Source organism: Pseudomonas sp. ATCC 13867, from assembly GCF_000349845.1.
In the GTDB taxonomy this organism is placed as follows: Bacteria; Pseudomonadota; Gammaproteobacteria; order Pseudomonadales; family Pseudomonadaceae; genus Pseudomonas.
In genome coordinates, this window is sequence record NC_020829.1 from 2,412,990 (window position 1) to 2,436,267 (window position 23,278).

Genomic DNA, 23,278 nt, shown 5'->3' on the forward strand with positions numbered 1-23,278 from the left:
TTCCGCTCAACCAATCCGTTTTACCCCGGTAGTCAGACGTCGCTCTATGGATACCCACAACACCCCCATCGGACCGGTACCGGCGCATCTGGTCCGCGAAGCCGTGGCCAAGAAAACCGGCCTGGGCTGGGTGGTCGAATTCAACGTCGCCACCTGGCTCAACCTCAGCGTGCGCGACGAAACGCCCATCATCCTCAAGGTGACCTACCAGGATGGCGAGCGGGTGCGCGAAGTGCGACTCGACAAGAGCAAAGTCTTCGGCGGCCAGCGCATCCTGCTGTGCGGCATCGCCCGCCTGGGCGTCAACCAGAAGCTCGAATCCATGAGCCTGTCCCTGGAAACCCAGGCGCCCATCCAGTCCCTGCTGGTCGAGGAACTCTTCGTCCAGGCCGTCGAACGCCAGACCGTAAAGAACGGCACCCGCAAGTCCCGCTGAGTACCTACCCGCCGCGAGGGGCGTGCGCCGCAGCCCGGTACGTTGCAATCGTCCGGCATTCCCGGAGCCTATGACGCATCGCCGGGCTTGCGGTCCGCCGGCCGGAGCGGGGAACATCGCCCGGTCCCGACCCTCGCTCCAGGAATCATCCATGCCCCTCGATATCGATCAGCTCAAGCTCTATACCGCCCATCGCGGCCTCGCCATCCCCCTGCTCGACCTCCTGCAGTTCCGCCACGCTCCGACGGCGGACGGCACGGGGCCCGGCTGCATCGTCCTGCGGATCGAGCCATACCACCTCAACGGCTGGGCCAACGCCCACGGCGGACTGATCATGACCCTGCTCGACGTGGCGATGGCGCTCAATGCCAGCGCGGCGGACGAAACCTGTCGCGGCGTGGTGACCATCGAAATGAAGACCAACTTCCTGCGTCCCGGCGGCGAAGTGGGCGAGGTGCTAGAAGCCCACGGCACGGTCCGGCACCACACGCGCTCCATCGCCTTCTGCGAGGCCGAACTGCGCAACAGCACCGGCGTGGTGGTCGCTTCCGCGTCCGGCACTTTCAAATACGTCAACGCGTCGCGCCCGCTGGCCGACGCCTGATCCCCCTGTCCGGCCATGCCATAGTGCGCGGAACCGCCCTCGGGGGCCGTGCATCCGGCCGGCCGTTGCCGTTCAGGTCCATCGCCTGTTCCTGGGGGATAGGCGCGACCGTCCCGCTCTTCGCAACCCGACGTTCCGCCATCCGCGTCGGCGGCGGTCACCTGGTCGGCCGGGATGTTGATTCCTGCGATGCCGCAGTCGGGCCATCGAGCCTGGTCGCGACGGTTCAGCCGTGCGTGATGCTTCTTAAGGACTTCTCAACCTTCCTCTGTCAGACCTGAGAAGGCTCTGGGCCGGGTCTGAAAGGGATGCCTGCGCCTGGCTGTAATGATTTCGTCATATGGCGTAACTACATTTTTCTGTCATGAAAGTGTCACCCACGGATGACTGCGCCAGTGATGGCACAAGGCAATCGCTATGCTGCTTGATGACAAGAATTTCCCCCAGCGTATCCAGAGCGACCTGCTCGACGACCAGGACGAAGAGCTGGAACTCGAACTGTTCGACGAACTGTACGATCTCGACGGCCTGCGCCACGGCAACCTGCAATCCCACGAAGAGCGCCTGGCGCGCCAGCGCTACTTCCACACCCTGTTCCGCCTGCAGGGCGAACTGGTAAAGCTGCAGAGCTGGGTAGTGAAGACCGGCCACAAGGTGGTGATCCTCTTCGAAGGTCGCGACGCGGCGGGCAAGGGCGGGGTGATCAAGCGCATCACCCAGCGCCTCAACCCGCGCGTCTGCCGCGTCGCCGCGCTGTCGGCGCCGAACGACCGCGAGCGCACCCAGTGGTACTTCCAGCGCTACGTCTCGCACCTGCCGGCGGCGGGCGAGATCGTCCTGTTCGATCGCAGCTGGTACAACCGCGCTGGCGTCGAGCGGGTGATGGGCTTCTGTTCCGATGACCAGTACGAAGAGTTCTTCCGCAGCGTGCCCGAGTTCGAACGCATGCTGGTGCGTTCCGGGATCCAGGTCATCAAGTACTGGTTCTCCATCTCCGACGAGGAGCAGCACTTCCGTTTCCTCAGCCGCATCCACGATCCGCTCAAGCAATGGAAACTCAGCCCGATGGACCTGGAGTCGAGACGGCGCTGGGAGGCCTACACCAAGGCCAAGGAAATCATGCTCGAGCGCACCCACATCCCCGAGGCGCCCTGGTGGGTGGTGCACGCCGACGACAAGAAAAAGGCCCGGCTCAACTGCATCCACCACCTGCTCCAGCAGATTCCCTACCAGGAAGTACGGCAGCCCAACGTCCGCCTCCCCGAACGCCAGCGCCACGAGGGCTACCAGCGGCACCCCACGCCGCTGGAGCTGCAGGTACCGGAAGTCTACTGACTCCGCTGCGGCGGAGTCAGGGCGGCTTTTGCCCGATGGCACGGAGCGTAGCGACACCCATCACTGCCCCGCGCATGGGTATCGCCCAGACTCCACCTGCCCCAGTGCTCCTGCACCTGCGCGGGAACGGACTCTGCTCCCCGTATGCTCAGGGCGCCAGCTTGCGCTTGAGCGCGCCGGCTACCGGAGCCGGCAGGTTGGGCAGGGCACGCAGCAGATAAGGCAGCAGCTTGCGCCTGGCGCCGCTGAGCGATTCAGGCACTACCGCTTCGATCAGGTGCGGGCCGGGATGCGCCAGCGCGTACTCCAGGGCTTTGCTCAGCTCCTCGGCGGTGCTCACGCGAACCCCGTGCACGCCCATGCCCTGTGCCAACTGGGCGAAGTTCAGCACCGGGCCGTGCAGGTCCAGCTGCGACCTGGCCTTGGGGCCGGCCTGTTCCGCGCCGACGCGCTCCAGCTCCACGTTGAGCACGGAGTAGGAGGCGTTGTTGAAGATGATCGAGGTGACGTTGAGCCGTTCGCGCGCCATCGTCCACAGGGACTGGATGGTGTACATCGAGGTGCCGTCGCCGATCAGCGCCAGTACCGGCCGGTCCGGGCAGGCGATGGCGGCGCCGATGGCATTCGGCAGGCCCTGGCCGATGGCGCCGCCGGTGAGGGTGATGAGATCGTGGCGCGGGGCGCCGGCGGTCATCGACGAGAGCATCAGCCCGGAGGTGATCGCTTCGTCGATCAGGATCGCGTTTTCGGGCAGCAGGTGGCCGACCGCCTTGCACACCTTCGGCGCCGTCAGCCTGCCGCGTGGGCGGCCCGGGCGCTGCGCCGGCTGCAGCATGGGGGTGGCCCGTTCGGCGGCGAGCGCGGCGACCAGCTTCTCCAGGCTGGCGGTGCTGTCCTGCGCCGGGGTGGCCAGGGTATGGACGCGGCAGCCCTCGGGCACCAGGTCGCTCTTCTTGCCTGGATAGGCGAAGAAGGACACCGGCGACTTGCTATCCACCAGGACCAGCTCCTCGAACTGCGCCAGTTGCACGCCGGCCATCTCGGCCATGTAGGCGATGCGCTCCACCGGCGGTAGCCCCGCTCCGCGCTGCAGGCGCGTGGGGAACACTTCGGCGAGCAGCTTGACTCCGCTGTGCGCGGCGATGCGCGCGGCGGCCAGCAGATCGGCTTCGCGCAGGGCGCGGCCACCCAGCAGCAGGGCGACCTTGCGGCCCGAGCGAATCACTTCGGCGATGGCCGCCACGCAGGCGTCGTCCGCCGCCTCGGGGCAGGGCGCCGCCGGTGGTGGGCAGGGCACGCCGCCGTCGCCCCAGGACACATCGGCCGGCAGGATCAGCGTGGCCACCTGGCCCGGATAGCCGCGGGCCACGGCGATGGCCTCCACCGCATCGCGGCATAGGTCGGCGGTGCGCACGGAGGTCCGCACGAACCCCGGCGACACGTTGCGCGCCACGGTCTCGATGTCCGACTGCAACTGGGCATCGTACTGGGTGTGGTAGGTGGCGTGATCGCCGACGATGTTGACCACCGGCACCTTGCCCTTGCGCGCGTTGTGCAGGTTGGCCAGGCCGTTGCCCAGGCCGCAGCCGAGGTGCAGCAGGGTAGCGGCGGGTTTGTCGGCCATGCGCGCGTAACCGTCGGCTGCGCCGGTGGCCACCCCTTCGAACAGGGCGAGCACGGCACGCATGCGCGGCTCGCTGTCGAGGGCGGCGACGAAATGCATTTCGCTGGTGCCGGGGTTGCTGAAGCAGACCTCGATTCCCGCATCGACCAGGGTCTTCATCAGGGCTTGTGCGCCATTGGGCATGGGGTTCTCCTTGTTTTAATGCGTCAGGGCGTAGCGCGTGGGGCTACGCGGTCGAGATGGGAGGCGTCGATGTCGGCGATCCGGGTGACGCCGGCCAGGGTCATGGCCAGCAGTAGCTCGCGCTGCCAACTGGCGATCAGTGCGCGGACGCCGGCTTCGCCGGCGCCGGCCAGCGCCCAAACCCAGGGCCGGCCGATCAGCGCGCCGCGGGCGCCCAGCGCCACGGCGCGGAACAGATCGGTGCCACTGCGCACGCCGCCGTCCACCAGGACTTCGATGTCGGCGCCGACCGCCTGGGCGATTTCCGGCAGCTTGCGGGCGGTCGAGAGAACGCCGTCGAGCTGGCGTCCGCCGTGGTTGGACACCACCAGCGCCTGGGCCCCGACACGCACCGCCTGGCGCGCATCGTCGGCGTTGAGGATGCCCTTGAGTATCAGCATCCCCGGCCACAGGCCGCGCAGCCATTCGATGTCCGCCCAGGTCACGCCCGGGTCGAACTGGCTGTCGACCCAGGCCTTGAAGGCATCGATATTGCGCGCATGCGGAACCTGCGCGCTGAGGCTGCCGAAGGTCAGCGGCCGGCCGCGCAATGCGACCTGCCACAACCAGCCGGGATGGCCGAGCACCTGCCATGCCCTGCTCAGCGCCGGGCCCGGACCGCCGGCGTCCAGGCCGTGGCGGGTGTCGCGGTGGCGCATGCCGGGCAGCGGCAGGTCGACGGTGAAGAGCAGGGTCCGGCAGCCGCTGGCCCAGGCCTTTTCCAGCATGGCGCGGACGACGCCGCGGTCGCGCAGCATGTACAGCTGGAACCAGCAGGGTGTGGTAGTGGCGGCGTGCACCTCGTCGACCGGACAGATGCCGACGGTGGACAGGCTGAAGGGCACCTGCAGCGCTTCGGCCGCGCGGGCTGCCTGCACCTCGCCGCGACGCGCCATCAGGCCGGCCAGGCCGACGGGCGCCAGTGCCAGCGGCAGCGCGCAAGGCTGTCCGGCCAGGGTGGTGCGGGTGTCGATCCGCTCGACGTCGACCAGTACGCGCTGGCGCAGGTGGACGTCCTGCCAGTCGCGGGTGTTGGCCTGGAGCGTCTGTTCGTCGCTGGCGCCGCCGTCGACGTAGTCGCAGAGGAACGCCGGCAACCGGGCGCGGGCCAGCGCCTGGTAGTCGGCGCTCGTGGCGGGATAGGGTGGCCTGCTCATGTACTCTCCCTGGTGGATGGCTCAACTGCCATGACTGATGCTGCGGGCCGCCGCGCGCGCGGTAAGGATGCAGCCGGGGAGGAACGTCCCCTCCAGCGAGCGCTTGCCATTGGCGCCGCCACCGCCGAAACCGGCGGCCTCGCCCACGCAGTAGAGGCCGTCGATTGGACGGCCGGCAGCGTCCAGCACGCGGCTCTGCAGGTCGGTGCGCAGGCCGCCCAGGCTCTTGCGGGTGATCAATTGTGCCTGGATGGCGATGAACGGGCCGGCGCCGGGCATCTGCAAGGGTGCCGGCTTGCAGGTGCGCAGGCGGTCCGGTCCCCACTGGCGGGCATGCAGGATGCGGCGGAGCTGATCGTCGTTGTGCAACCGCCGGCCGCTGGCGAAGTTGGCATCGAAGGCGTCGGCGGTGGCCTGCAGCACGTGCGGGTCGATGTCCAGCGAACAGGTCAGCGCGTTCATCTTCCCGGCCAGCCCGGCCAGCGTGTCGTCCACCAGGAAATGCCGGCTCTCGTGCTGCATCTGCCGGACCAGGCGGTGGTTGCCGGCCAGGGTCTCCCAGAGGAAGGCGGGGAACTGCCGGTCGCGGATGCGCGGGTTGTGCTCGGCCCCCGAGATGGCGAACTCCTTGGCGGCGATACGCCAGTTCAGCAGATGCCAGGTCCAGGGTTTTTCCTGTTCGGCGACACGCTGGCACAGCCAGTGGGTATCGAAACCGGTGACCAGCGGTTCGGGGCCGATGCGCTGGCCGCGGTGATTCAGCCACAGGGCGGACTTGCAGGGAATGGTGGAGAGCCCGTGCCCTTCGAAATGCGGATAGGGGTGTGGGAAGCCGGCGGCATAGTTCCACATCTCGCCGGCGTGGCTGATCCGGCCTCCCAAGTGCTCGGCCACCCAATGGTGGAGTTGGCCGTCGGCGTAGGGGTGGGCGCCGTTGAGCAGGGTGGCCGGTAGCGGGCGGGTAGCGGGCCAGTTGGCGCGGACCTGGGAGTGGCCGCCATTGATGCCGCCCATCGCCAGCACCACCACCGGCGCCTGCAGGCGGACTTCGGCAGCGCTGTCCTCGCAGACGGCCACTGCACCGCAGACCTTGCCGGCCTGGTGCTCCAACCCGGTGATGCGGTGGCGGTGCAGCAGATGCAGGCGCCCGGCGCTGTTGGCAGCGTGCAACGCGGCGACCAGTTGCCGGGCCAGGGCGTACCCGGTGCCCCAGAGCACGTGATAGCGCGGCAGGCTGTTGCCGTCGCCCTGTCGGCCGCGCTCCACCCAGTTGACCGCCGGCATGAACTTCAGCCCTTCGCCCAGCAGCCAGTCATGCACCTCGGAACACGAGCGCTCGACGTAATAGCGTGCCCACTGGAGGGGGTATTCGTCATCCGGCGCCAGTTCGCCGAAGCGCAGCCAGTCGCGCAAGGCCACTTCCGGCGTGTCCGGAATCTTCAGCCGGGCCTGCAGTGGCGTGCCCACCAGCGCCATGCCGCCGAATGCCCACAGGGCCAGGCCGCCGAAACGCCCAGGGCTGTCGCGGTCGACCAGGGTGACGCGCTGGCCGGCGCGCAGGGCTTCCAGCGCGGTCACGATGCCGGCGAGTCCACCGCCGGCTACCACAAGATCGGATTGCAGGTGCATGGTGTCGATCCCGTTGTGCTCGCAGGCCCGGCTTGCCCGGGATGCGTCTTGTCCAGGTCGACGATAACTGCCTATGATCCGCAGGGATTGACTTGGGAGGACAGGGGAATTGACCTTGCAGGCCAGTGTCTCCATGAGTTGGGTCAACACCGTCCTCGGCGCGGCGCAGCGCCTGGGGATAGAGCGCGATGCGCTGCTCAAGGCTGCCGGCATCGCGTCCGCCGAGATGGCGCAGGAGCGCTGGCCGGTCGACCACATCACTCGGCTGTGGCGGGCGGCGGTGCGCCTCACCGGCGATCCGGGGTTCGGCCTGAAGGCGGGAGCGCTGGTCGGTCCGGCCAGTTTCAACGTGGTCAGCTACCTGCTGCAGTCGGCGCCCACCCTGCGCGAGTCCATCGCCGTGGTTCAGAAGTACCAGCGCCTGATCAGCGATGGTGGGCGCCTGCAGATGATTCCCGGCGTGCACGCCAGCTGGCTGGTGTATCACCCCTGCCAGGATCGGCTGCCGTTCAGTCCGCACCAGATCGAGGCCGTGCTGGCCGCCGTGGTGGCTTTCGCGCACTGGAACTCGGGGAGCTACCAGCCGCCGGTCAAGGTGCAGTTCAGCCAGGCGCGGATTGGCCCGATGGCGGGCTATCACGCGGTCTTCCAGTGTCCGGTGGAGTTCAACCAGGCCTTCAGCGGCGTGCTGATCGACAACGCCCTGCTGGATGCGCCGCTGCCGCAGGCCGATGCGCAACTGGCCAGGGTCCATCAGCAGCACGCGGCCGCGCGGCTGTCGGCCTTGTCGCCGGCGGATGCGCTGATCCAGGAACTGCGTCGCTGGATCGACTCGCAACTGCATGCCCAACTGCCGACCCGTAGCCGCGCCGCCCAGGCGCTGGGGTTGAGCCCGCGCACACTGGCGCGGCGCATGCAGCAGCAACAGCTGGACTTCTCCACGCTGCTCGACCAGGCCCGCCGGGACGCCGCCCTGCACGCCGTGGCCAGCAGTTCGCAGGCGCTGGCGGATATCGGCCAGAGCCTGGGCTTTGCCGAGCCCAGTACCTTCTGGCGAGCCTTCAAGCGCTGGACCGGAGTGACCCCCGCGCAATGGCGGCAGCAGGCGACGACCGAAGCGGACGCCGCAGCCGCAGCCGAAGGCGACTAGCGATACCCGTGCGCCCTGCGTAGGAGGCGAACTCGCGAACCCGCCTTCCTACCCGATGCTCGCGCAATAGTTGAAGATCACTCGCCTTCCACCCCATTGCGCTGATGCCGATAAACACTCACCGCCTCGTAAACCGCCTTGCGCAACCGGTTGATGCCGCCAATCGGCCGGTGCTCGGGCAGTGCATGCCAGGGGTTGTAGGAGAGGTTGTCGCAGGCGAGGTTCTGCTCGCGGCTGTCGAAGTCCTGGGGTGGGATGCTGACGGTGGCGACGGTCTGGAAGGGCGCGTCCTTTTCGCTCCATTCGACGCTGGTGTCTTCGATGGGCATGTATTTGCTCGGGTCCTGTTTCTGCACCTGCAGGGCGAAGCAGGCGGGTACGCGGTCGACCGAGAGTTGCTGGTACAGGGCGGTGCGCAGGAAGTTGGGGAGCTTTTCGTTGAGCTGGGGTAGCTCGTAGACCGGGCAGCCTGCGCTCTGCGGGATGACGCGGTACTTGATGTTGTTTTCCTCGCCCAGCTTGTACGGGGCGATGCCGTTGTAGCCGGCCTGCAGGGGGCTGTCGGGGGCGGGGGCGAGGGTCTGCAGAGCGATGACCAGGTGGCGGATTTCCCAGGTGCCGGGCTTCCAGCTGGGGAAGAAGGCGGCGACTTTCTGGCCGCTGGCTTGCGCCGCGAAGTTCTGCCGGTATTCGGCGACGTCGCGGACGAAGAACACCGGGTGGTTGAACATGACGAAGTCCTGCTCGGTGTCGTGGCCCTTGCCGGGCATCAGCTTGGCGCCGGGGACGTCGAGCAGCTTGATGGCCATGCCGCGGGCGTCGCGGGTGCTGTCGAACTGCGGGTAGGCGTTGCCGTTGGAAAAACGCACCATCGCTTGCCATTTCTTGCCCGGTTCGGCGAACACGCCCTGGCGCAGGCCGGGGGCGAGGTCGTTGCTGACGGTGACTTCGGCCTTCACGCAGCCGTGGGCCTTGGCGTGGGCGTCACGCAATACGCGGGTGTTGTCGCGGTGCTGTTCGACGATGCGCACGGCGTCTTCGATGATGGCCTGGGTGAGCTGGGCTTCGCCCGGCGGGATTTCTTCCTGGGCGGAGACGGGGCCGGAGAATTTCCAGGCGTAGTAGAGGCTGCCGATGCCCCAGCCGAGCAGGCCGATGGCGGCGACGGCGAGCAGCAGGCGGCCGAGCAGTTTGCCGAGGAAGAGCCAGGTTCGGGTGAGCAGGGAGCGCATGGCACGGGGTCCTTTCGTGTTCTCTTTTTATGGAGAGGGCTTCAGGGGCTTCCCTCTCCCTGACCCTCTCTTCTGGAGAGAGGGGACTGCTGGATGGATCGGAACGGGGGCTTGTCCCCACCCCAGCCCTCTCCCAAGGGGAGAGGGGGTGGAGCGCTGGTTCGGAGTGAGGCCTGCTCTTCTTGTAGGAGCGAGCTTGCTCGCGAACCTGCTTCACTCGGTGCTGACGGGGAATTTGTTCGCGAGCAAGCTCGCTTCTACGAAAAGCGAAGCCTCACTCGCACTTCGGCCCGGGTGTCCACGGTTGGGTGGGGACGTTCGGGTCGAGCTTGCTTTCGTACTCGGGGTTGCCCAGCACCTTCAGGTATTCCACCAGCGCCCAGCGTTCTTCCGGGGTGAGGGCGCGGCCGATGGCGCCGTCCTTGCGGCAGCCGTCGCGGAACTCGTGGCCGCCGTTGCCGTTGCCGGTGATGCTGGTCTTGTAGAGGAAGCCGCCGGGGAAGCGTTCGGTGCGGTAGCCGGCGTACTTGGGGTCGTACTCGAAGGTGCCGACCCAGAACTGGCTGTCGCGCTCGGCCACCGGGGAGAGCAGTTGGAACAGGTTGGGCACCGAGCCGTTGTGCAGGAAGGGCGGGGTGGCCCAGATGCCGTCCAGCGGGCGTGCCTTGTAGGCACGCAGCTCCTGCACCCCGATGGGCAGCCCGTAGCCGTTCATTTCCTGCTGCTGTTCCGGGCTGATGTGCGCATCGCGGTAGGCGCGCTGTTCGACGAAGGCGGTGACGTAGGCCAGGCCCTTGGCGGCGGAGATCTTCGACAGGTCCAGCGGCGTGTCGCTCTGCGGGTAGAGGTGGACGTTCATGCCTTGCAGTTCTTCAGGCTTGAGCTTCAGCGCGCGGACGTCGAAGGTGTTGTCGGCGATGTTGTCGGCGGTGGTCGGGTCGGTGCCGATCTCCTTCGTCGGGACCATCTTCATGCGCCACTCGGGCACCCGTGCCGGGGCGATATAGTCCGGTGCGCCGGGTTCCTTCACGTGCGGACCGTGGCAGTAGACGCAGTTGGCCTGGAACAGGACGCGGCCCTGGGAGGCCTTTTTCAGGTCGATTTCGCCGAAGACGTCCGTGGGCCAGGTCGGCGGCTTGAGTTGCTTGAGGGTTTCCTCGAGGGTGTAGAGGTCGCGCAGGCGCACGCTGGAGGCGTAGCGCTCATCGCCCATCACTGGTTTGCCGTCGCCCTCGAACATGCGCAGGGTGGCGCCCACGCCGAGGGCTTCGCCGATGTTGCGGGCCATTGGCTGCATGGCCGAGCCGTTCCACTGTACCCAGTCGAATTTCCAGATGTCCCAGACCTGCGGATAGTTCACCGGGGCGTTGGCGACGCGGTAGTTGGCCGGGTCGATGCCGTCGCCGAACACGCTGTTGGCGATGCGCCCGAAGGCGTCGGCGCGGCCAGGACCTTCGAGGGTCGGATAGAGGCCGCGGTGGGTGTCGTTCCAGGCGGTGGAGAGCAGGGTGCCGAGGACGTTGCGCACGTCGCGCTTGAGCGCGGCCTTGCCCTTGGGATAGCGGTCGCCCAGCACGCCCTTGGCGAAGCGGTCGAACTTCCACGGTACGTAGTAGGTGGCCCCGAGGCTGGCGCCCAGCGCCTGGCCGAAGGCGCCGCCGCGCAGGGTGGGCACGGTGGAGGCGATGGAGTGCATGGCCGCGCCGCCATCGATGCGCACGGCGGTGCCTTGGTAGCGCAGCTCGCCGGTGTGGCAGGCGGAGCAGGTGATGTCGAGGTACCAGGCGCCGGTCTCGCCGTCCTGGTGGCGGGCGAAGCCGACCGGCAGGTTGCCGGGGTTCCTGGCATTGGCGGCCCGGGTGTCGTCGGCGTCGCGGCCGATCTGCTCGGGCTCGATGAGGAATCCGAAGCGCGCGAGGTTCTCGGGGCTGGCGAACTTGTCCCGGGAGAAGGGCTGTTCGAGGTGGGTGAACCAGTCGTAGCGCAGGCCTTTCACCTGGGTGCCCTGGGGCGTGTAGTAGTAGGTTTCGCGGTCGGCCTGGGTCCACTGGTCGAGGTGGATCATCTTTTCCGGCGGGGTGTACTGCGGCAGGTTGGGGTGCGCGGTGTACCAGGCGATGACGGCGCCGATCAGGAGAAGCAGCAACAGGACTGCAAGTAGGACGCGTCCGAGAATGCGCATCGAGACTTCCTTGTTAGTTATATGTGCGAAAGAGATTCGGACGTTTATGCCAAGTGCGTGGCGGATTGGCAAGGTGATGGCGCACGGTGACCAGGGTTTTTATGGGGTGGTGTCGGTTTGAGGGGCTGGGGCTCGGTGGGTGCAGCGCTAATGGACCGGGCGCAGGTCGAACAGCAGGCTGAGGCTGAGCAGTACGCCGATCAGCACGCCAAGCACGCAGGCGATGATCAGCGGCCAGCGCAGGCTGCGGCTGTCGTCCTCATCGTCGGGCAGACGGGCGCGGATGGCGGGCCAGAGTTCGTCCGGCGGCGGCAGTTCCGGCCAGGGTTCGTCGCTGGGAGCGGTCGGCGGAAGGCCGGCGCGCTGGTGCAGCAGGGCGACCATCCAGTCCAGCGCGGCGCTGCGGGTGGGGTGGTAGCCGTCGGCGTCGGTCCAGACGTGGAGGAAGGTGTCGATCAGCAGGGCGTCGGCGTCCGCCTGATCGGTCTTCAGTTTCAACGCCAACGGGTACAGGCGCGGGGCGGTGCAGCGGTAGAGGGTAGCCAAGGCGCGCAGGTCGCCGTCGCCGCTTTCGGCGAGCAGGTGGCTGAGGAAGTTGGCTTCGTCCTGGTCGATGGTGGTCTCCGGCGGTGTCGCGGCGAGCGGGGCTGCGTGTGGAGGGTAAGGATAGATGGTGGGGTGCGCAGTGCTTCCTGCCTCGGCTTTCCTTCATCCCGGCAATGGTTGTGCGCACTATTCAGACGCGGCTCCGGGTTGCTCTTCGTAGGAGCGAGCTTGCTCGCGAACCGCATGGCAGCGGAGTGCCGGGCAAGCTCTGTTCGCGAGCAAGCTCGCTCCTACAATAAGGGCGGCGCTTCGCCGTTAGATCACGTCCTCGAACGGCAACCCCACGTAGTTTTCCGCAATGGTCGTGCGTCCGGCCTCGGAGCCGACGAAGTAGTCCAGCTCGGTCTCCAGCATGCGCCGGGTGAAGGCGTCGTTCTCGGGGAAGTGGTGCAGCATCGAGGTCATCCACCAGGAGAAGCGTTCGGCCTTCCAGATGCGTCGCAGGGCAATGGGCGAGTACTGCTCCAGTAGCGCGGTACGGCCTTCGCCGTAGACTTTCAGCAGGATGCGGTACAGCGTGTTCACGTCGCTGGCCGCCAGGTTCAGGCCCTTGGCGCCGGTGGGTGGGACGATGTGGCCGGCGTCGCCGACGAGGAACAGGCGGCCATATTGCAGCGGCTCCACCACGAAGCTGCGCAGCGGGGCGATGCTTTTTTCCAGCGAGGGGCCGCTGACCAACTGGCGCGCGGCGTCTTCGGGAATGCGGCGCTTGAGTTCGTCCCAGAAGCGCTGGTCGGACCAGTCTTCCACCTTTTCCTCCAGCCCCACCTGCAGGTAGTAGCGGCTGCGGGTGGCGGAGCGCTGGCTGCACAGGCTGAAGCCGCGTTCGCTGCTGGCATAGATGAGTTCGTGGTTGACCGGCGGGGTGTCGCTGAGCAGGCCGAGCCAGCCGAACGGGTAGACGCGCTCGAAGACGCTCAGGCGTTCGGCCGGGATGGTGCGCCGCGCCACGCCGTGGAAGCCGTCGCAGCCGGCGATGTAGTCGCAGTCCAGGCGTACGCGCTCGCCCTGGTGGGTGAAGGTGACGTAGGGCGCCTCGCCGGTGACGTCGTGCAGCTCCACGTCGGCGGCTTCGTACACGCTCATGGCGCCGCTGGCGGCGCGGACTTCCATGAGGTCGCGGGTGACTTCGGTCTGGCCGTAGACCATCACCTGCTTGCCGCCGGTGAGGGCCTTGAGGTCGATGCGCTCGCGGCGGCCGTTGAGGACCAGTTCGAAGCCGTCGTGCAGCAGCCCTTCAGCGTCCATGCGCGCACCCGCGCCGGCTTCGCGCAGCAGGTCGGCGGTGGTCTGCTCGAGCACCCCGGCGCGGATGCGGCCGAGTACGTAGTCGGGGGTCTGGCGTTCGAGGATGACGGTGTCGATGCCGGCCTTGTGCAACAGCTGGCCGAGCAGGAGGCCGGACGGGCCGGCGCCGATGATGGCAACCTGGGTTTTCATGATGGAGGTCCTTGTCGAGTGGGCCTGTTGTTTTTGTCACCTGCATTTTTTGTGGATTGGATTGGGCTTTGAAGGTAATTTCCAACAGTCTTCTTGGACTTTTCATGGATGTGGGCGGTGATCGAACAACGTGCTGATACTCCGGTCCCGGTGTTCCGTCTGTATGGCGAGACCACCGCCTGGCCGACGCCGGACCTGATCCACTGCGAATCCATCGCCTCGCGCAGCCGTCTGCACGACTGGGAAATCCGCCCGCACCGCCACGGCGACCTGGTGCAACTGCTCTATGTGCACTCCGGCGAGGCGGAGCTGGAAGTGGAGGGGCGGGTGCTGCCCGTTCGCGAGGCCTCGCTGCAGGTCACGCCGGCGCTGGCGGTGCATGGCTTCCGCTTTGCCGAGGACGTGCAGGGCTGGGTGCTGAGCATGGGCCTGCCGCTGGCCGAACAGCTCGGCCGCGTGCTGGAAAGCGCGGTGCTGGAACAGCCGGCGTGTTTCGCGGTGGGCGAGGACAAGCACCACCTGGACTCGCTGTTCGAATCCATCGACCGCGAGTATGCCGGGCAGGCGCCGGGCCGCGACCTGATGCTGCAATCGCTGCTCAACGTGCTGCTGGTCTGGCTCGGCCGCCGGGCGCTGGAGCAGTCCCGTGCCGAGGCCAGCCAACAGGACCGTGGCATCGAGCACGTGCAGGCGTTCGCCCGCCTGCTGGAGCGCGACTTCCGTGAGCACCGGCCGATCGAGCATTACGCGGCGTCGCTGGGCATCAGCGCCGCGCACCTGAACGCCCTGTGCCGGCGCCTGGCCGGGCAGTCGGCGCTGCAGATGATCCACCAGCGTCTGCTGCTGGAGGCCAAGCGCCACCTGGTGTACACCGCCATGACCATCCAGCAGGTGTCGGACAGCCTGGGCTTTTCCGAGCCCGCGTATTTCTCCCGATTCTTCAAGCGCTACGCCGGGGTTTCGCCCCGCGCGTTCCGCCAGCCGCGTTGAGCCGCCATGAATATCGATTCGCGTATCAAGTTCCGCCACCTGGTGTGTTTCCTCGAAGTGGCCCGGCAGGGCAGTCTGGCTCGCGCCGCGGATGCGCTGGCGGTGAGCCAGCCGGCGATTTCCAAGACGCTGAAGGAGCTGGAAGACCTGCTTGACGCCAGCCTGTTCGTGCGCGGCAAGAGCGGCGCCAGCCTGACCGAGGCGGGCGTGGCCTTCCTGCGCTACGCCGGCCCCTGCGTGCAGGCGCTGCGCGACGGGGTGAACAGCCTGCGCGGCGGCGAGTACGCCTCCAGCGTGGCGCGGCTGGGCGTGCTCTCCACCGTGGAAAGCTTGCTGATGCCGGAAGTGGTGCGGCGCCTGCACGAGCGGCATCCGGCGCTGGTGGTCAGCGTGATCACCGGGCCGAGTGCGCACCTGCTGTCGCAACTGCGGGTCGGCGAGTTGGACCTGGTGGTCGGCCGCATGACCGAAAGCCCGCAGATCCAGGGGCTGGCCTTCGAGCACCTGTACAGCGAGTCCATGACCCTGGTGGCCCGCGCCGGCCACCCGCTGCTGGGCCGACCGCTGCCGCCCTCGGCGCTGGACGACTGGCCGCTGGTGCTGCCTCTGGCCGGCACCACCATCCGCAAGTCCGCCGACAGCCTGTTGGTGCAGAGCGGCCTCGGCCAGCCGCGCCGGCGACTGGAAACCCTGTCCACGGTGCTCAGTCGCCATTATGTGTTGAGCAGCGACGCGCTGTGGATCGCTCCGCTGGATTCGGTGCGCCTGGACCTGCGTGCCGGCGAGATGCTCGAGCTGCCGCTGGACGTGCAGGAGCCGGGCGGTTCGGTGGGGGTGTGCAGCAACTCGACGCTGCCGCTGTCACTCGGTGCGCACTGGTGCCTGGAGGTGCTGCGCGAGGTAGGCGAGGCGTATCGCGAGGGGATGTATCCATAACCAATTGGTTATGGATTCCGGGCATCTTTTCAATGTTCCGCGCCGGGCAGACGGGCGACACTCCGCCGCACTGCCTGATGCAACAGGCTCCTATAAATCCAAAAAAAGGAGACCGACATGTCCGACGCGGAGAACAGCCGCTTCGTCATTCGTGACCGAAACTGGCACCCCAAGGCCTTCACCCCCGACTACAAGACCTCCATCACCCGCTCCCCGCGTCAGGCGCTGGTGAGCATTCCCCAGTCGATCTCCGAGACCAGCGGCCCGGACTTCTCGCACCTGAAGATGGGCGAACACGACAGCGACCTGCTGCTCAACTTCAACCACGGCGGCCTACCCATTGGCGAGCGCATCCTGGTTTCCGGCCGGGTCATGGACCAGTACGGCAAGCCCGTACCGCACACCCTGGTGGAGATGTGGCAGGCCAACGCCGGCGGTCGCTACCGGCACAAGAACGACCGTTACCTGGCGCCGCTGGACCCCAACTTCGGCGGTGTCGGCCGGGCAATCACCGACAGCGAGGGGCGCTACTGCTTCCGCACCGTCAAGCCCGGCCCGTACCCCTGGCGCAACGGTCCCAACGACTGGCGCCCGGCGCACATCCACTTCTCCATCAGCGGCCCGTCGATCTCCACGCGGCTGATCACCCAGCTGTATTTCGAGGGTGATCCGCTGATTCCGATGTGCCCCATCGTCAAGTCCATCGCCAACCCGGACGCGGTGCGGACGCTGATCGCCAAGCTCGACATGAGCAACGCCAACCCTATGGACTGCCTGGCCTACCGCTTCGACATCGTGCTGCGCGGCCAACGCAAGACCCATTTCGAGAACAAGTGAGGAGGACCGACCATGCCTATCGAACTGCTGCCGGAAACCCCCTCGCAGACCGCCGGCCCCTACGTCCATATCGGTCTCGCCCTGGCCGCCGCCGGCAACCCGGCCCGCGACCAGGAAATCTGGAGCGAAATGGCCAAACCCGGCGCGCCCGGCGAACACATCGTGCTGATCGGTAACGTGTACGACGGTAACGGCCACCTGATCCGTGACTCCTTCCTGGAGCTGTGGCAGGCCGATCATGAAGGCCGCTACGACAGCGTCTACGACCTGGAAAAGCCGTTCAACGGCTTCGGCCGCACGGCGACCACCTTCGATGCCGGCGAATGGCAGGTGCGCACCATCAAACCCGGCGTGGTGAAGAATGCCGCCGGCGTGCCGATGGCGCCGCACATCAACGTCTCGCTGTTCGCCCGTGGCATCAACATTCATCTGCAGACCCGCCTGTACTTCGAAGATGAAGCAGAGGCGAACTCCGTGGATCCGGTTTTGAACCTCATCGAGCAGCACGAGCGTCGGCAAACGCTCATCGCAAAGCGCTGCGAGGTGGACGGGAAGCTCGCTTACCGGTTTGATATCCGCGTTCAGGGTGATGCGGAAACGGTATTCTTTGACTTTTAACCTCGAGACATCCGCCGAACCGGTCGCCGACCGTGTCCGGCGGCATTTCGCCGCCGCGCTCGACGAGCGCGGCTACCGAGCGGACGATGCACAGATGGCGGCGGTGGATCATCTCGCCACCTGGCTCGACGACTTCCTCGCCGGCCGCCACGGCTTCCTGCGCAAGCCGGTGGCGGGCGTCTACCTGTGGGGCGGCGTAGGGCGCGGCAAGAGCTTCGTCATGGACCAGTTCTTCGCCGCCGCACCGACCCAGGCCAAGCGCCGCGTGCACTTCCACGCCTTCCTGCAGGAATTGCAGGGGCGCATGCTGGCGATCACCGGACAGTCCGACCCGCTGGTGCGCGTGGCCCGCGCCATCGCCGAAGAAACCCGACTGCTGTGCTTCGACGAATTTCACGTCCACGACATCGGCGACGCCATGCTCCTGGGGCGTATGCTGAAGGTGCTGGTGGACGAAGGCGTAGGCCTGGTCTGCACGTCCAACTACCAGCCGGAAAACCTCTGCCCGAACCCGCTGTACCGCGAACGTTTCCGTCCGGCCATCGAGCTGATCGAAAAGCGTTTCGACGTGATTTCGGTGGATGCCGGGCAGGACTACCGCGAGCACAGCAGTTCGCTGGAAGAGTGGGGCAGCTTCCTCTGGCCGGCGCGCGCCGATGACCTCGAGCTGATCGGCTCCCGACTGGGGCTGGCGGCGGACGCGAAGTTCGACGAGGTGCTCAGCGTCAATCACCACCCGCTGAAGGTGCATGCCCACGATGATCACTGTGCGTGGATGGATTTCAGCGAGATGTTCGAACGCCCGCGCTCGGCCAGCGACTACCTGTGGCTGATCGAGCACTACCCGCGCATGGCGGTGAGCGGCCTCGGCCCGTTGGCGGACTATCCGCCGGACGTGAGCATGCGCTTCCTCAACTTCATCGACATCGCCTACGACCGCCAGTTGAGATTGCAACTGTTCGCCGCCGTTTCGCTGGAAGAACTGGCCGCGGGCGGGGCGGCGGCGGACTTTGCGCGGACGCTGAGCCGGTTGCGGCAGTTGAAGCGGGAGCCGTTGTCGGCGTCATCCTCCTGAGTGTGGCCTCGATTGGGGTGTCTGTTCGCGAGCAAGCTCGCTCCTACAGGTCCGCGCCGAGGTTGCTCTTCGCGCCGGCGAGGTCTTCCTCGCCGTTGCTCACCGAGAGGGCGAAGGATGGCAAGGGTCGACGCAGTGAAGCGCGAATCGCGCCGTTCCGGGCCCGCTCAACTGAACAGCCAGCGGGCGGCGAACCGCGTATACCGGGGCATCACCAGGTAGACCATCAGGAGCACCAGGACGGTCGCGACCAGAAGGCCGAACAGCCAGGGCTCCCGCAGCGGTGCGATCCAGTTCTGCAACGGGTGCAGTACCCACGGCAGCAACTGGGTCAGCGGGTAGATGGCCGACAGGGTGATCAGGAACTGCTTGAACGGACGGGCGTGCAGCGGTGCCAGCCGGGAGGGGGTGAACCAGAACTCCAGGCCGGTCTCGATCTCGCCTTCCTCGATGGACTGCAGCCACGGTCGCGCGCGCTCCACCAGGCGTTGGCGGGTGGGGGACTCGATCCAGTCCCGCAGGTGTTCGTGGGTATCGAAGCGCAGCACCAGGGAGTAGGGCGCCTGGGCGCCGTGCGGGCGAATGATCGCCACGCCCATGTGCCCCGGAAACTGCCGCGAGGCGTTGGAGATCTCGCGGATCCAGGCCTCGTAGTCGTCCCGGTGTTGCGGCGTCACCTGGTGGCGGATGAGCAGGGTCACGGCATCGTGCATGTTGCTGTCTCCTAGAGCGGGAACACGGCGCGCAGCCACAGCGTGTCGCCCTCGGCGCGGTTGCGCACGCCGGTTTCCTGGTACGCCTTGGCGGTGAGGAACCAGCCCTGGCCGCTGTCGTAGCGCACCGAAGGGCCGATGGCGCGGGCGGCGCCCTTGTTGTCGCGGACGGTATGGCCGTCCTGCTCGTCGTCGGTGATCTGCTGGTAGAAATAGCCGCCCACGCCCACCGTCCAGCCGTTGCCGAAGGCCCAGCCGGCGGCATAGTCGACGATGAATTCATCGCCGGAGCGGTAGTCGGTGTCGTCGTTGCGCGCGTTGATGCCGTACATCACCTTGGCGTCGGCGTTGAAGCCCTTCGCGTCGATCCAGGAGATGCCGCCGACCAGATGGGTCGCCCAGTAGTTGCGGCCGATGTTGGCCAGGTCGTCCTTGTCGTATTCGCCGGTCGGCGCGAAGAAATCGATGGCCGCCACGGTGTGCAGGTTCGGCGAGTGGTGCCAGCCGATCGAGGGACCGAAGACGATGTCGCCGACGCCGGTGTTGCGTTGCGAGTGGCCGCCGGCGGAGACGTCGAGGGTGACTACCGGCACGATGGTGTGCAGCGCCAGCGTGCCGCCCAGCAGTTCCTGCGGGGTGACCCAGATGAAGCGCGGCGCGATGGCGTCGGCGCGGACCTTGAAGCCCTGCACCGGCACGCTGCGGCCGTCGTTGCCCTTCAGTTCGTCGGCGCGGTAGTGCTGCACGTCGACCATCATGTAGGTGCCCGGCGGCGGCAGGGCGCAGCAACCGAAGCCGTTGACGCCCGGCGCGTAGACGGTGCCGCCGCCTTCGGTGGCGAAGGCCAGGGGCGTGATGCCGAAGAGGCCGAGCAGCAGGGTGGAGCGGGAGAAGGTGCAGGCTTTCATTGTTATTGTCTCCTGACATTGATCGGTGGTCGGGACGCGTGCGTCCCTCCGCCCGGCGTTGGCAATGGCGGGCGGTGGCGTGGCGGGCTAGTGGGCGAACAGCGGTGCCATGTCCGCTACCGGCGAGGGTTCCAGCAGGCGCACGTCGCTGGCGACGGTCAGCGGCGCGAGGCTGCGCAGGAAGCTGGTCCAGGCGGAGGAATGGCGTAGCTGCTGGCGGTGTTCCCGCAGCGCCTCGAGATGGGGGAAGCGGCGGTAGATCAGTACCTCGTTGAGTGCGCCGGCGATGGAGCTGAAGGCGGCGAATACGCCGTTGAGCGCCACCGGGTCGTCATCGAGGGCGTGCTGGCGGAAGGCCTCCCAGCAGGCTGGCACGCCGCCCGCGGAGAAACTCAGGGTGGTCTGCTCGACCAGGCTGTCCGCGCCGAACAGCGCGCCCTGGGCTGGCAGCCAGTCCTGGCCGTTGCCCCAGTGCGGGGTCAGTTCGGGCAGCGGCGCGGGCAGCAGGAACTTGCTCTCCTGGCGCGCGATGAGTGGGCGGATCACGCGGAAATATGGTTGCAGGCGCGTCTGCCCGTAGATGCCGTAGAGCCGGCTGTGCCAGTCCTCGAAGCTGTCGTAGCGGTACAGGCTGATGACCTGGTCCGTGGGGCCGCTGCGCGTGGCGAAGGCACCGATCAGGCGCTCGAAGATCGGTCGCAGACCGTGTTCGCCCCGTTCCCGCTGGGCTTCCCAGAACAGCTCCTCGGCACCCAGGTGCAGGGTATAGGCGCGGTATTCGATCAGCATGGCGGTCTCCACGCTCAACGGGGCTCGACGCCGTCGAAGGCACGCTGCAGCAGCGCGCGCAGCGCCGCGCGGTCGAGGGGGCGAGGGTTGGGGTAGGGCGCGGCGACGGCGAGATCGGCGGCGCGGTCCAGGCCGTCGGCAGGCATGCCGATCTCGCGCAGCGAGCGCGGCGCCTCCAGTCGGCGGCCCAGGGCGACCAGCCCGGCGATGCCATCTTCGCTGCCCAGGGCGCGGGCCAGCGCCTGTATCGCCTGCGGCGCGGCCTCGGCGTTGTAGGCCAGGGCATGGGGCAGGATCACCGTATGCAGTTCGGCGTGGGGCAGGTTGAAGCTGCCGCCCAGTACGTGGCAGAGCTTGTGGTGCAGGCCCATCTGCACGCGGCCGAGCACCGCGCCGCAGAGCCAGGCGCCGTACAGCGCATCGCCACGGGCATCGAGGTCGCCGGGGGCACGCTGCAGTGCCGGCAGGGCGGCGGCCAGGGCGCGAATGCCTTCTTCCGCCATCAGCTTGTGCACCGGGCTGGCGTTGTGTGCGTAGAGACCTTCGGCGGCGTGGGCGATGGCATTCATGCCGCTGCTGACGCTGATCGCCAGCGGTAGGCCGACGCTCAGTTCGGGGTCGTAGATCACCGTGCGCGGGGTGACCTTCCAGTCGCGGCCGGTCTTCTTCTCGCCGCCTTCGGTGATGCCGTACAGCGGGGTCATTTCCGAGCCGGCGTAGGTGGTCGGCAGAGCGAGGATCGGCAGCGACGATTCCAGGGCGATGGCCTTGGCCAGCCCGATGGTGGAACCGCCACCCACCGCCACGCAGGCATCTGCGCCGACTTCGCGGGCGACCTCGATGGCCTTGCTCGCGGCCTCCCGCGGCACATGCATCACCGCGCCGCCGTAGACTCCGGCGCTGCGCTCGCCGAGCAGGCCGGCGATGCGCTCGCCCAGGGCGGTCTGGTCCGGGGTGGTCAGCACCAGGGCGCGGCGCGCGCCGAAGGCGTCGAGTTCGGCGGCGACCTGTTCGCGGCTGCCGCGGCCGAAGATCACCCGCGAAGCGGGCTCGTCATGGAGGAAGGCCTGGATGCTCATGGTCGGGTTTCCTGATGCAGTGGCTCGGCGTCCAGCAGGTTGCGCGCGTAGCCGATCTCGGTGTCACGGATGCCGTGCTCGAAAGCCGGCTCTATGTGCAGGTGGACTTCGGCGCCGGCGGCGCGCAGCAGCGCGGCGCTTTCCTGCACGCTTTCCGGCGGCACATGGGGGTCGTCGTCCCAGCTCGACAGCAGCACCGGCAGGTCGCGCAGCGCCGGCCGGACGGTATCGCGCGGCAGGCCGGGCGGGCCGATCAGGCCGCCGGTGAAGCTCACCAGCGCGCGGTAGCGGTGGGCACTGCGCCAGGCGAACTCGCAGCACAGGCAGCCGCCCTGGGAGAAGCCCATCAGTATCTGGGAGGAATAGGGGAAGCCCTGTGCCACCAACTGCGCAGAGAGTCGCTCCAGGCGTTCCAGGGCCTGGGACAGGCGCGGCTCGTTGGCTTCCAGCGGCGCGATGAAGCGCTCCGGGTACCAGCTGCCGCTGTCCGCCGTGGGGGCGAACCAGGCCAGGTCGGCGCGGCCGAAACGCTCGATCACCAGTTGTTGCATCAGCTCCGCCGACTGACCACGGCCATGCACGAGGATGACTGCCAGGCGCGCCTCGTGCGGAGCGGCGCCGAAGACCCGGACGGGCGGTTCGAGGTGAGGGTTGGGTTGTGCCATTGCGCTTCTCCGGGCTGCCGACCAGCCGTGGCATGGCCGCCGTGATGGCGGCCGCGGGAACGGATCGTCAGTCGTATTTCAGCGATTCCAGCGAGGCGAGGATTTCCTCGCGCTGGTGGTTGAACTGCGGGGCGATCATGATTTCCGCGCCGAGGTTCTCGTAGCTTTCGTCGATCAGGAATCCTTCGGGCTTCGACACGGTGGCCTCGAACATCGCGCCGCTGGGGGTGCGCACGTAGATCGATTCGAAGTAGCCGCGGTCCTTGCGCTCGGAGGTGTCGGTGAAGCCAAGGCCCTCCAGGCGGCGCTTGACCGCGTCCTGCACCAGGTGGTCGGCGACCTGGAACGCGCAGTGGTGCACCGTGCCCTCGCCGTACGACCAACTGGCCTGCGGCAGGCGGGACTCCAGGGCGAAGTCGACGTAGCGTCCGGAGCCGCCGTCGCCGAACTGGAAGCGGGTGAACTTGCCGTCGCGGGCGGTTTCGCCGGCGCTCCAGGCGTCGATCATGAACTCCTGCGAGGGCTCCATCGCCGGTGCGTTGATGACGATGGTGTGCAGGCCGCGGATTGCCAGCTCGGCCGGGACTTCGCCGTTGGAGTAGGGCGTGCGGTCATCGTCGGCGATGCCGATCAGCTCGTAGGGAATGCCGCAGGGATGGGCGAAGCTCAGTACCTGCTCGCCGAAGCGCTCGCTGCGCTTCACCTCGAACCCGTGATCGGCCAGGCGCCTGGCCCAGAAGCCGATGCTGGACGCCGGTACCGACAGGCTGATGGTGTTGATCTGGCCGTTGCCGCGCTGGCCCTTGCGGCCGAAGTGCGCGACCGGGAAGCAGGTCAGCAGGGTGCTTTCCTCGCCCACGTCGTTGCCGTAGTAGAGGTGGTAGAAGGGTTTGGAACCGTCGTAGATCAGGGTCTTCTTGACGCTCTTGAGGGACAGGACCTTGGTGTGGAAGTCGTAGTCCTGCTGGGCAGTACCCACGCTCAGGGTGATGTGGTGGTGACGCTGAATTGCCGCATTCATGATGGGGTTCCTCATGATTTTATTGTTGTC

General features: G+C 67.4%; 22 protein-coding genes. 9 read left to right on the forward strand and 13 right to left on the reverse strand.

Annotated features, from left to right (window positions below):
- Positions 1 to 46 precede the first annotated feature (46 nt).
- The 3 genes from H681_RS11020 to ppk2 all read left to right on the forward strand — a co-directional run bounded on the left by H681_RS11020 (position 47) and on the right by ppk2 (position 2,375).
- Positions 47 to 436, forward strand: a complete 390-nt coding sequence (locus tag H681_RS11020; protein ID WP_015476933.1) for a hypothetical protein — start codon at positions 47 to 49, stop codon at positions 434 to 436.
- Positions 437 to 587: 151 nt separating this feature from the next.
- Entirely contained in the window at positions 588 to 1,040 is a 453-nt protein-coding gene (locus tag H681_RS11025; protein WP_015476934.1) for a PaaI family thioesterase, read from the forward strand.
- A gap of 417 nt (positions 1,041 to 1,457) precedes the next feature.
- Positions 1,458 to 2,375 (forward strand): polyphosphate kinase 2, encoded by a 918-nt coding sequence (gene ppk2 / locus H681_RS11030; protein ID WP_015476935.1) that lies wholly within the window; start codon positions 1,458 to 1,460, stop codon positions 2,373 to 2,375.
- Positions 2,376 to 2,523: 148 nt separating this feature from the next.
- On the opposite strand, the gene H681_RS11035 is transcribed toward ppk2, so the two are convergent.
- Genes H681_RS11035 through H681_RS11045 form a run of 3 tightly spaced genes read right to left on the reverse strand, consistent with a single transcriptional unit; the run spans position 2,524 to position 7,007 of the window.
- Complete coding sequence (locus tag H681_RS11035) at positions 2,524 to 4,182, reverse strand: acetolactate synthase large subunit (RefSeq protein WP_015476936.1); 1,659 nt, start codon at positions 4,180 to 4,182, stop codon at positions 2,524 to 2,526.
- 23 nt (positions 4,183 to 4,205) lie between these two features.
- Positions 4,206 to 5,378, reverse strand: coding sequence for an L-lactate dehydrogenase (locus tag H681_RS11040; protein WP_015476937.1), 1,173 nt, complete (start codon positions 5,376 to 5,378; stop codon positions 4,206 to 4,208).
- 21 nt (positions 5,379 to 5,399) lie between these two features.
- The gene (locus H681_RS11045; RefSeq protein ID WP_015476938.1) at positions 5,400 to 7,007 is read right to left on the reverse strand and encodes an FAD-dependent oxidoreductase; all 1,608 of its coding nucleotides are present in this window, start codon (positions 7,005 to 7,007) and stop codon (positions 5,400 to 5,402) included.
- Positions 7,008 to 7,140: 133 nt separating this feature from the next.
- Here H681_RS11045 and H681_RS11050 point away from each other — a divergent pair, with 133 nt between their 5' ends.
- Complete coding sequence (locus H681_RS11050) at positions 7,141 to 8,157, forward strand: AraC family transcriptional regulator (RefSeq protein ID WP_201765471.1); 1,017 nt, start codon at positions 7,141 to 7,143, stop codon at positions 8,155 to 8,157.
- A 77-nt stretch (positions 8,158 to 8,234) separates the two neighbouring features.
- Here the strand turns inward: H681_RS11050 and H681_RS11055 are convergent, their stop codons facing one another.
- From H681_RS11055 to pobA, 4 genes are all read right to left on the reverse strand, one after another.
- On the reverse strand, positions 8,235 to 9,389 hold the full coding sequence (locus H681_RS11055) for a catalase family protein (protein WP_015476940.1): 1,155 nt from the start codon (positions 9,387 to 9,389) through the stop codon (positions 8,235 to 8,237).
- A 274-nt stretch (positions 9,390 to 9,663) separates the two neighbouring features.
- A complete protein-coding gene (locus H681_RS11060) occupies positions 9,664 to 11,571 on the reverse strand; it encodes a di-heme-cytochrome C peroxidase (protein WP_015476941.1) in 1,908 nt (635 codons plus the stop codon).
- Positions 11,572 to 11,718: 147 nt separating this feature from the next.
- Positions 11,719 to 12,117 (reverse strand): sigma factor, encoded by a 399-nt coding sequence (locus H681_RS25505; RefSeq protein WP_015476942.1) that lies wholly within the window; start codon positions 12,115 to 12,117, stop codon positions 11,719 to 11,721.
- 315 nt (positions 12,118 to 12,432) lie between these two features.
- Positions 12,433 to 13,617, reverse strand: a complete 1,185-nt coding sequence (pobA, locus tag H681_RS11070) for a 4-hydroxybenzoate 3-monooxygenase (RefSeq protein ID WP_015476943.1) — start codon at positions 13,615 to 13,617, stop codon at positions 12,433 to 12,435.
- A 120-nt stretch (positions 13,618 to 13,737) separates the two neighbouring features.
- On the opposite strand from pobA, the gene H681_RS11075 reads away from it, so the two are divergent.
- The 5 genes from H681_RS11075 (at position 13,738) to zapE (ending at position 18,073) form a co-directional block, all read left to right on the forward strand.
- Positions 13,738 to 14,607, forward strand: coding sequence for a helix-turn-helix domain-containing protein (locus H681_RS11075; protein WP_041712547.1), 870 nt, complete (start codon positions 13,738 to 13,740; stop codon positions 14,605 to 14,607).
- A 6-nt stretch (positions 14,608 to 14,613) separates the two neighbouring features.
- The gene (pcaQ, locus tag H681_RS11080; RefSeq protein WP_015476945.1) at positions 14,614 to 15,543 is read left to right on the forward strand and encodes a pca operon transcription factor PcaQ; all 930 of its coding nucleotides are present in this window, start codon (positions 14,614 to 14,616) and stop codon (positions 15,541 to 15,543) included.
- A gap of 117 nt (positions 15,544 to 15,660) precedes the next feature.
- Positions 15,661 to 16,380, forward strand: a complete 720-nt coding sequence (gene pcaH / locus H681_RS11085) for a protocatechuate 3,4-dioxygenase subunit beta (protein WP_015476946.1) — start codon at positions 15,661 to 15,663, stop codon at positions 16,378 to 16,380.
- Between the two features lie 12 nt (positions 16,381 to 16,392).
- Positions 16,393 to 16,998, forward strand: coding sequence for a protocatechuate 3,4-dioxygenase subunit alpha (gene pcaG / locus H681_RS11090; protein WP_015476947.1), 606 nt, complete (start codon positions 16,393 to 16,395; stop codon positions 16,996 to 16,998).
- A complete protein-coding gene (zapE, locus tag H681_RS11095) occupies positions 16,988 to 18,073 on the forward strand; it encodes a cell division protein ZapE (protein WP_041711915.1) in 1,086 nt (361 codons plus the stop codon). Before pcaG ends, zapE begins: the two co-directional genes overlap by 11 nt.
- Positions 18,074 to 18,240: 167 nt before the next feature.
- Here zapE and H681_RS11100 read toward each other — a convergent pair whose 3' ends face one another.
- The 6 genes from H681_RS11100 to H681_RS11125 all read right to left on the reverse strand — a co-directional run bounded on the left by H681_RS11100 (position 18,241) and on the right by H681_RS11125 (position 23,248).
- A complete protein-coding gene (locus H681_RS11100; RefSeq protein WP_015476949.1) occupies positions 18,241 to 18,786 on the reverse strand; it encodes an antibiotic biosynthesis monooxygenase in 546 nt (181 codons plus the stop codon).
- Positions 18,787 to 18,797: 11 nt separating this feature from the next.
- Positions 18,798 to 19,694 carry a SphA family protein gene (locus tag H681_RS11105; RefSeq protein WP_015476950.1) on the reverse strand — a complete coding sequence of 299 codons (897 nt, stop codon included), beginning with the start codon at positions 19,692 to 19,694 and terminating at the stop codon, positions 18,798 to 18,800.
- Between the two features lie 87 nt (positions 19,695 to 19,781).
- The gene (locus H681_RS11110; RefSeq protein ID WP_015476951.1) at positions 19,782 to 20,483 is read right to left on the reverse strand and encodes an NIPSNAP family protein; all 702 of its coding nucleotides are present in this window, start codon (positions 20,481 to 20,483) and stop codon (positions 19,782 to 19,784) included.
- Between the two features lie 14 nt (positions 20,484 to 20,497).
- Positions 20,498 to 21,562 (reverse strand): maleylacetate reductase, encoded by a 1,065-nt coding sequence (locus H681_RS11115; RefSeq protein ID WP_015476952.1) that lies wholly within the window; start codon positions 21,560 to 21,562, stop codon positions 20,498 to 20,500.
- Entirely contained in the window at positions 21,559 to 22,227 is a 669-nt protein-coding gene (locus tag H681_RS11120; RefSeq protein ID WP_015476953.1) for an alpha/beta hydrolase, read from the reverse strand. Before H681_RS11120 ends, H681_RS11115 begins: the two co-directional genes overlap by 4 nt.
- 67 nt (positions 22,228 to 22,294) lie before the next feature.
- Positions 22,295 to 23,248 (reverse strand): VOC family protein, encoded by a 954-nt coding sequence (locus tag H681_RS11125; protein ID WP_015476954.1) that lies wholly within the window; start codon positions 23,246 to 23,248, stop codon positions 22,295 to 22,297.
- Between the last annotated feature and the right edge of the window lie 30 nt (positions 23,249 to 23,278).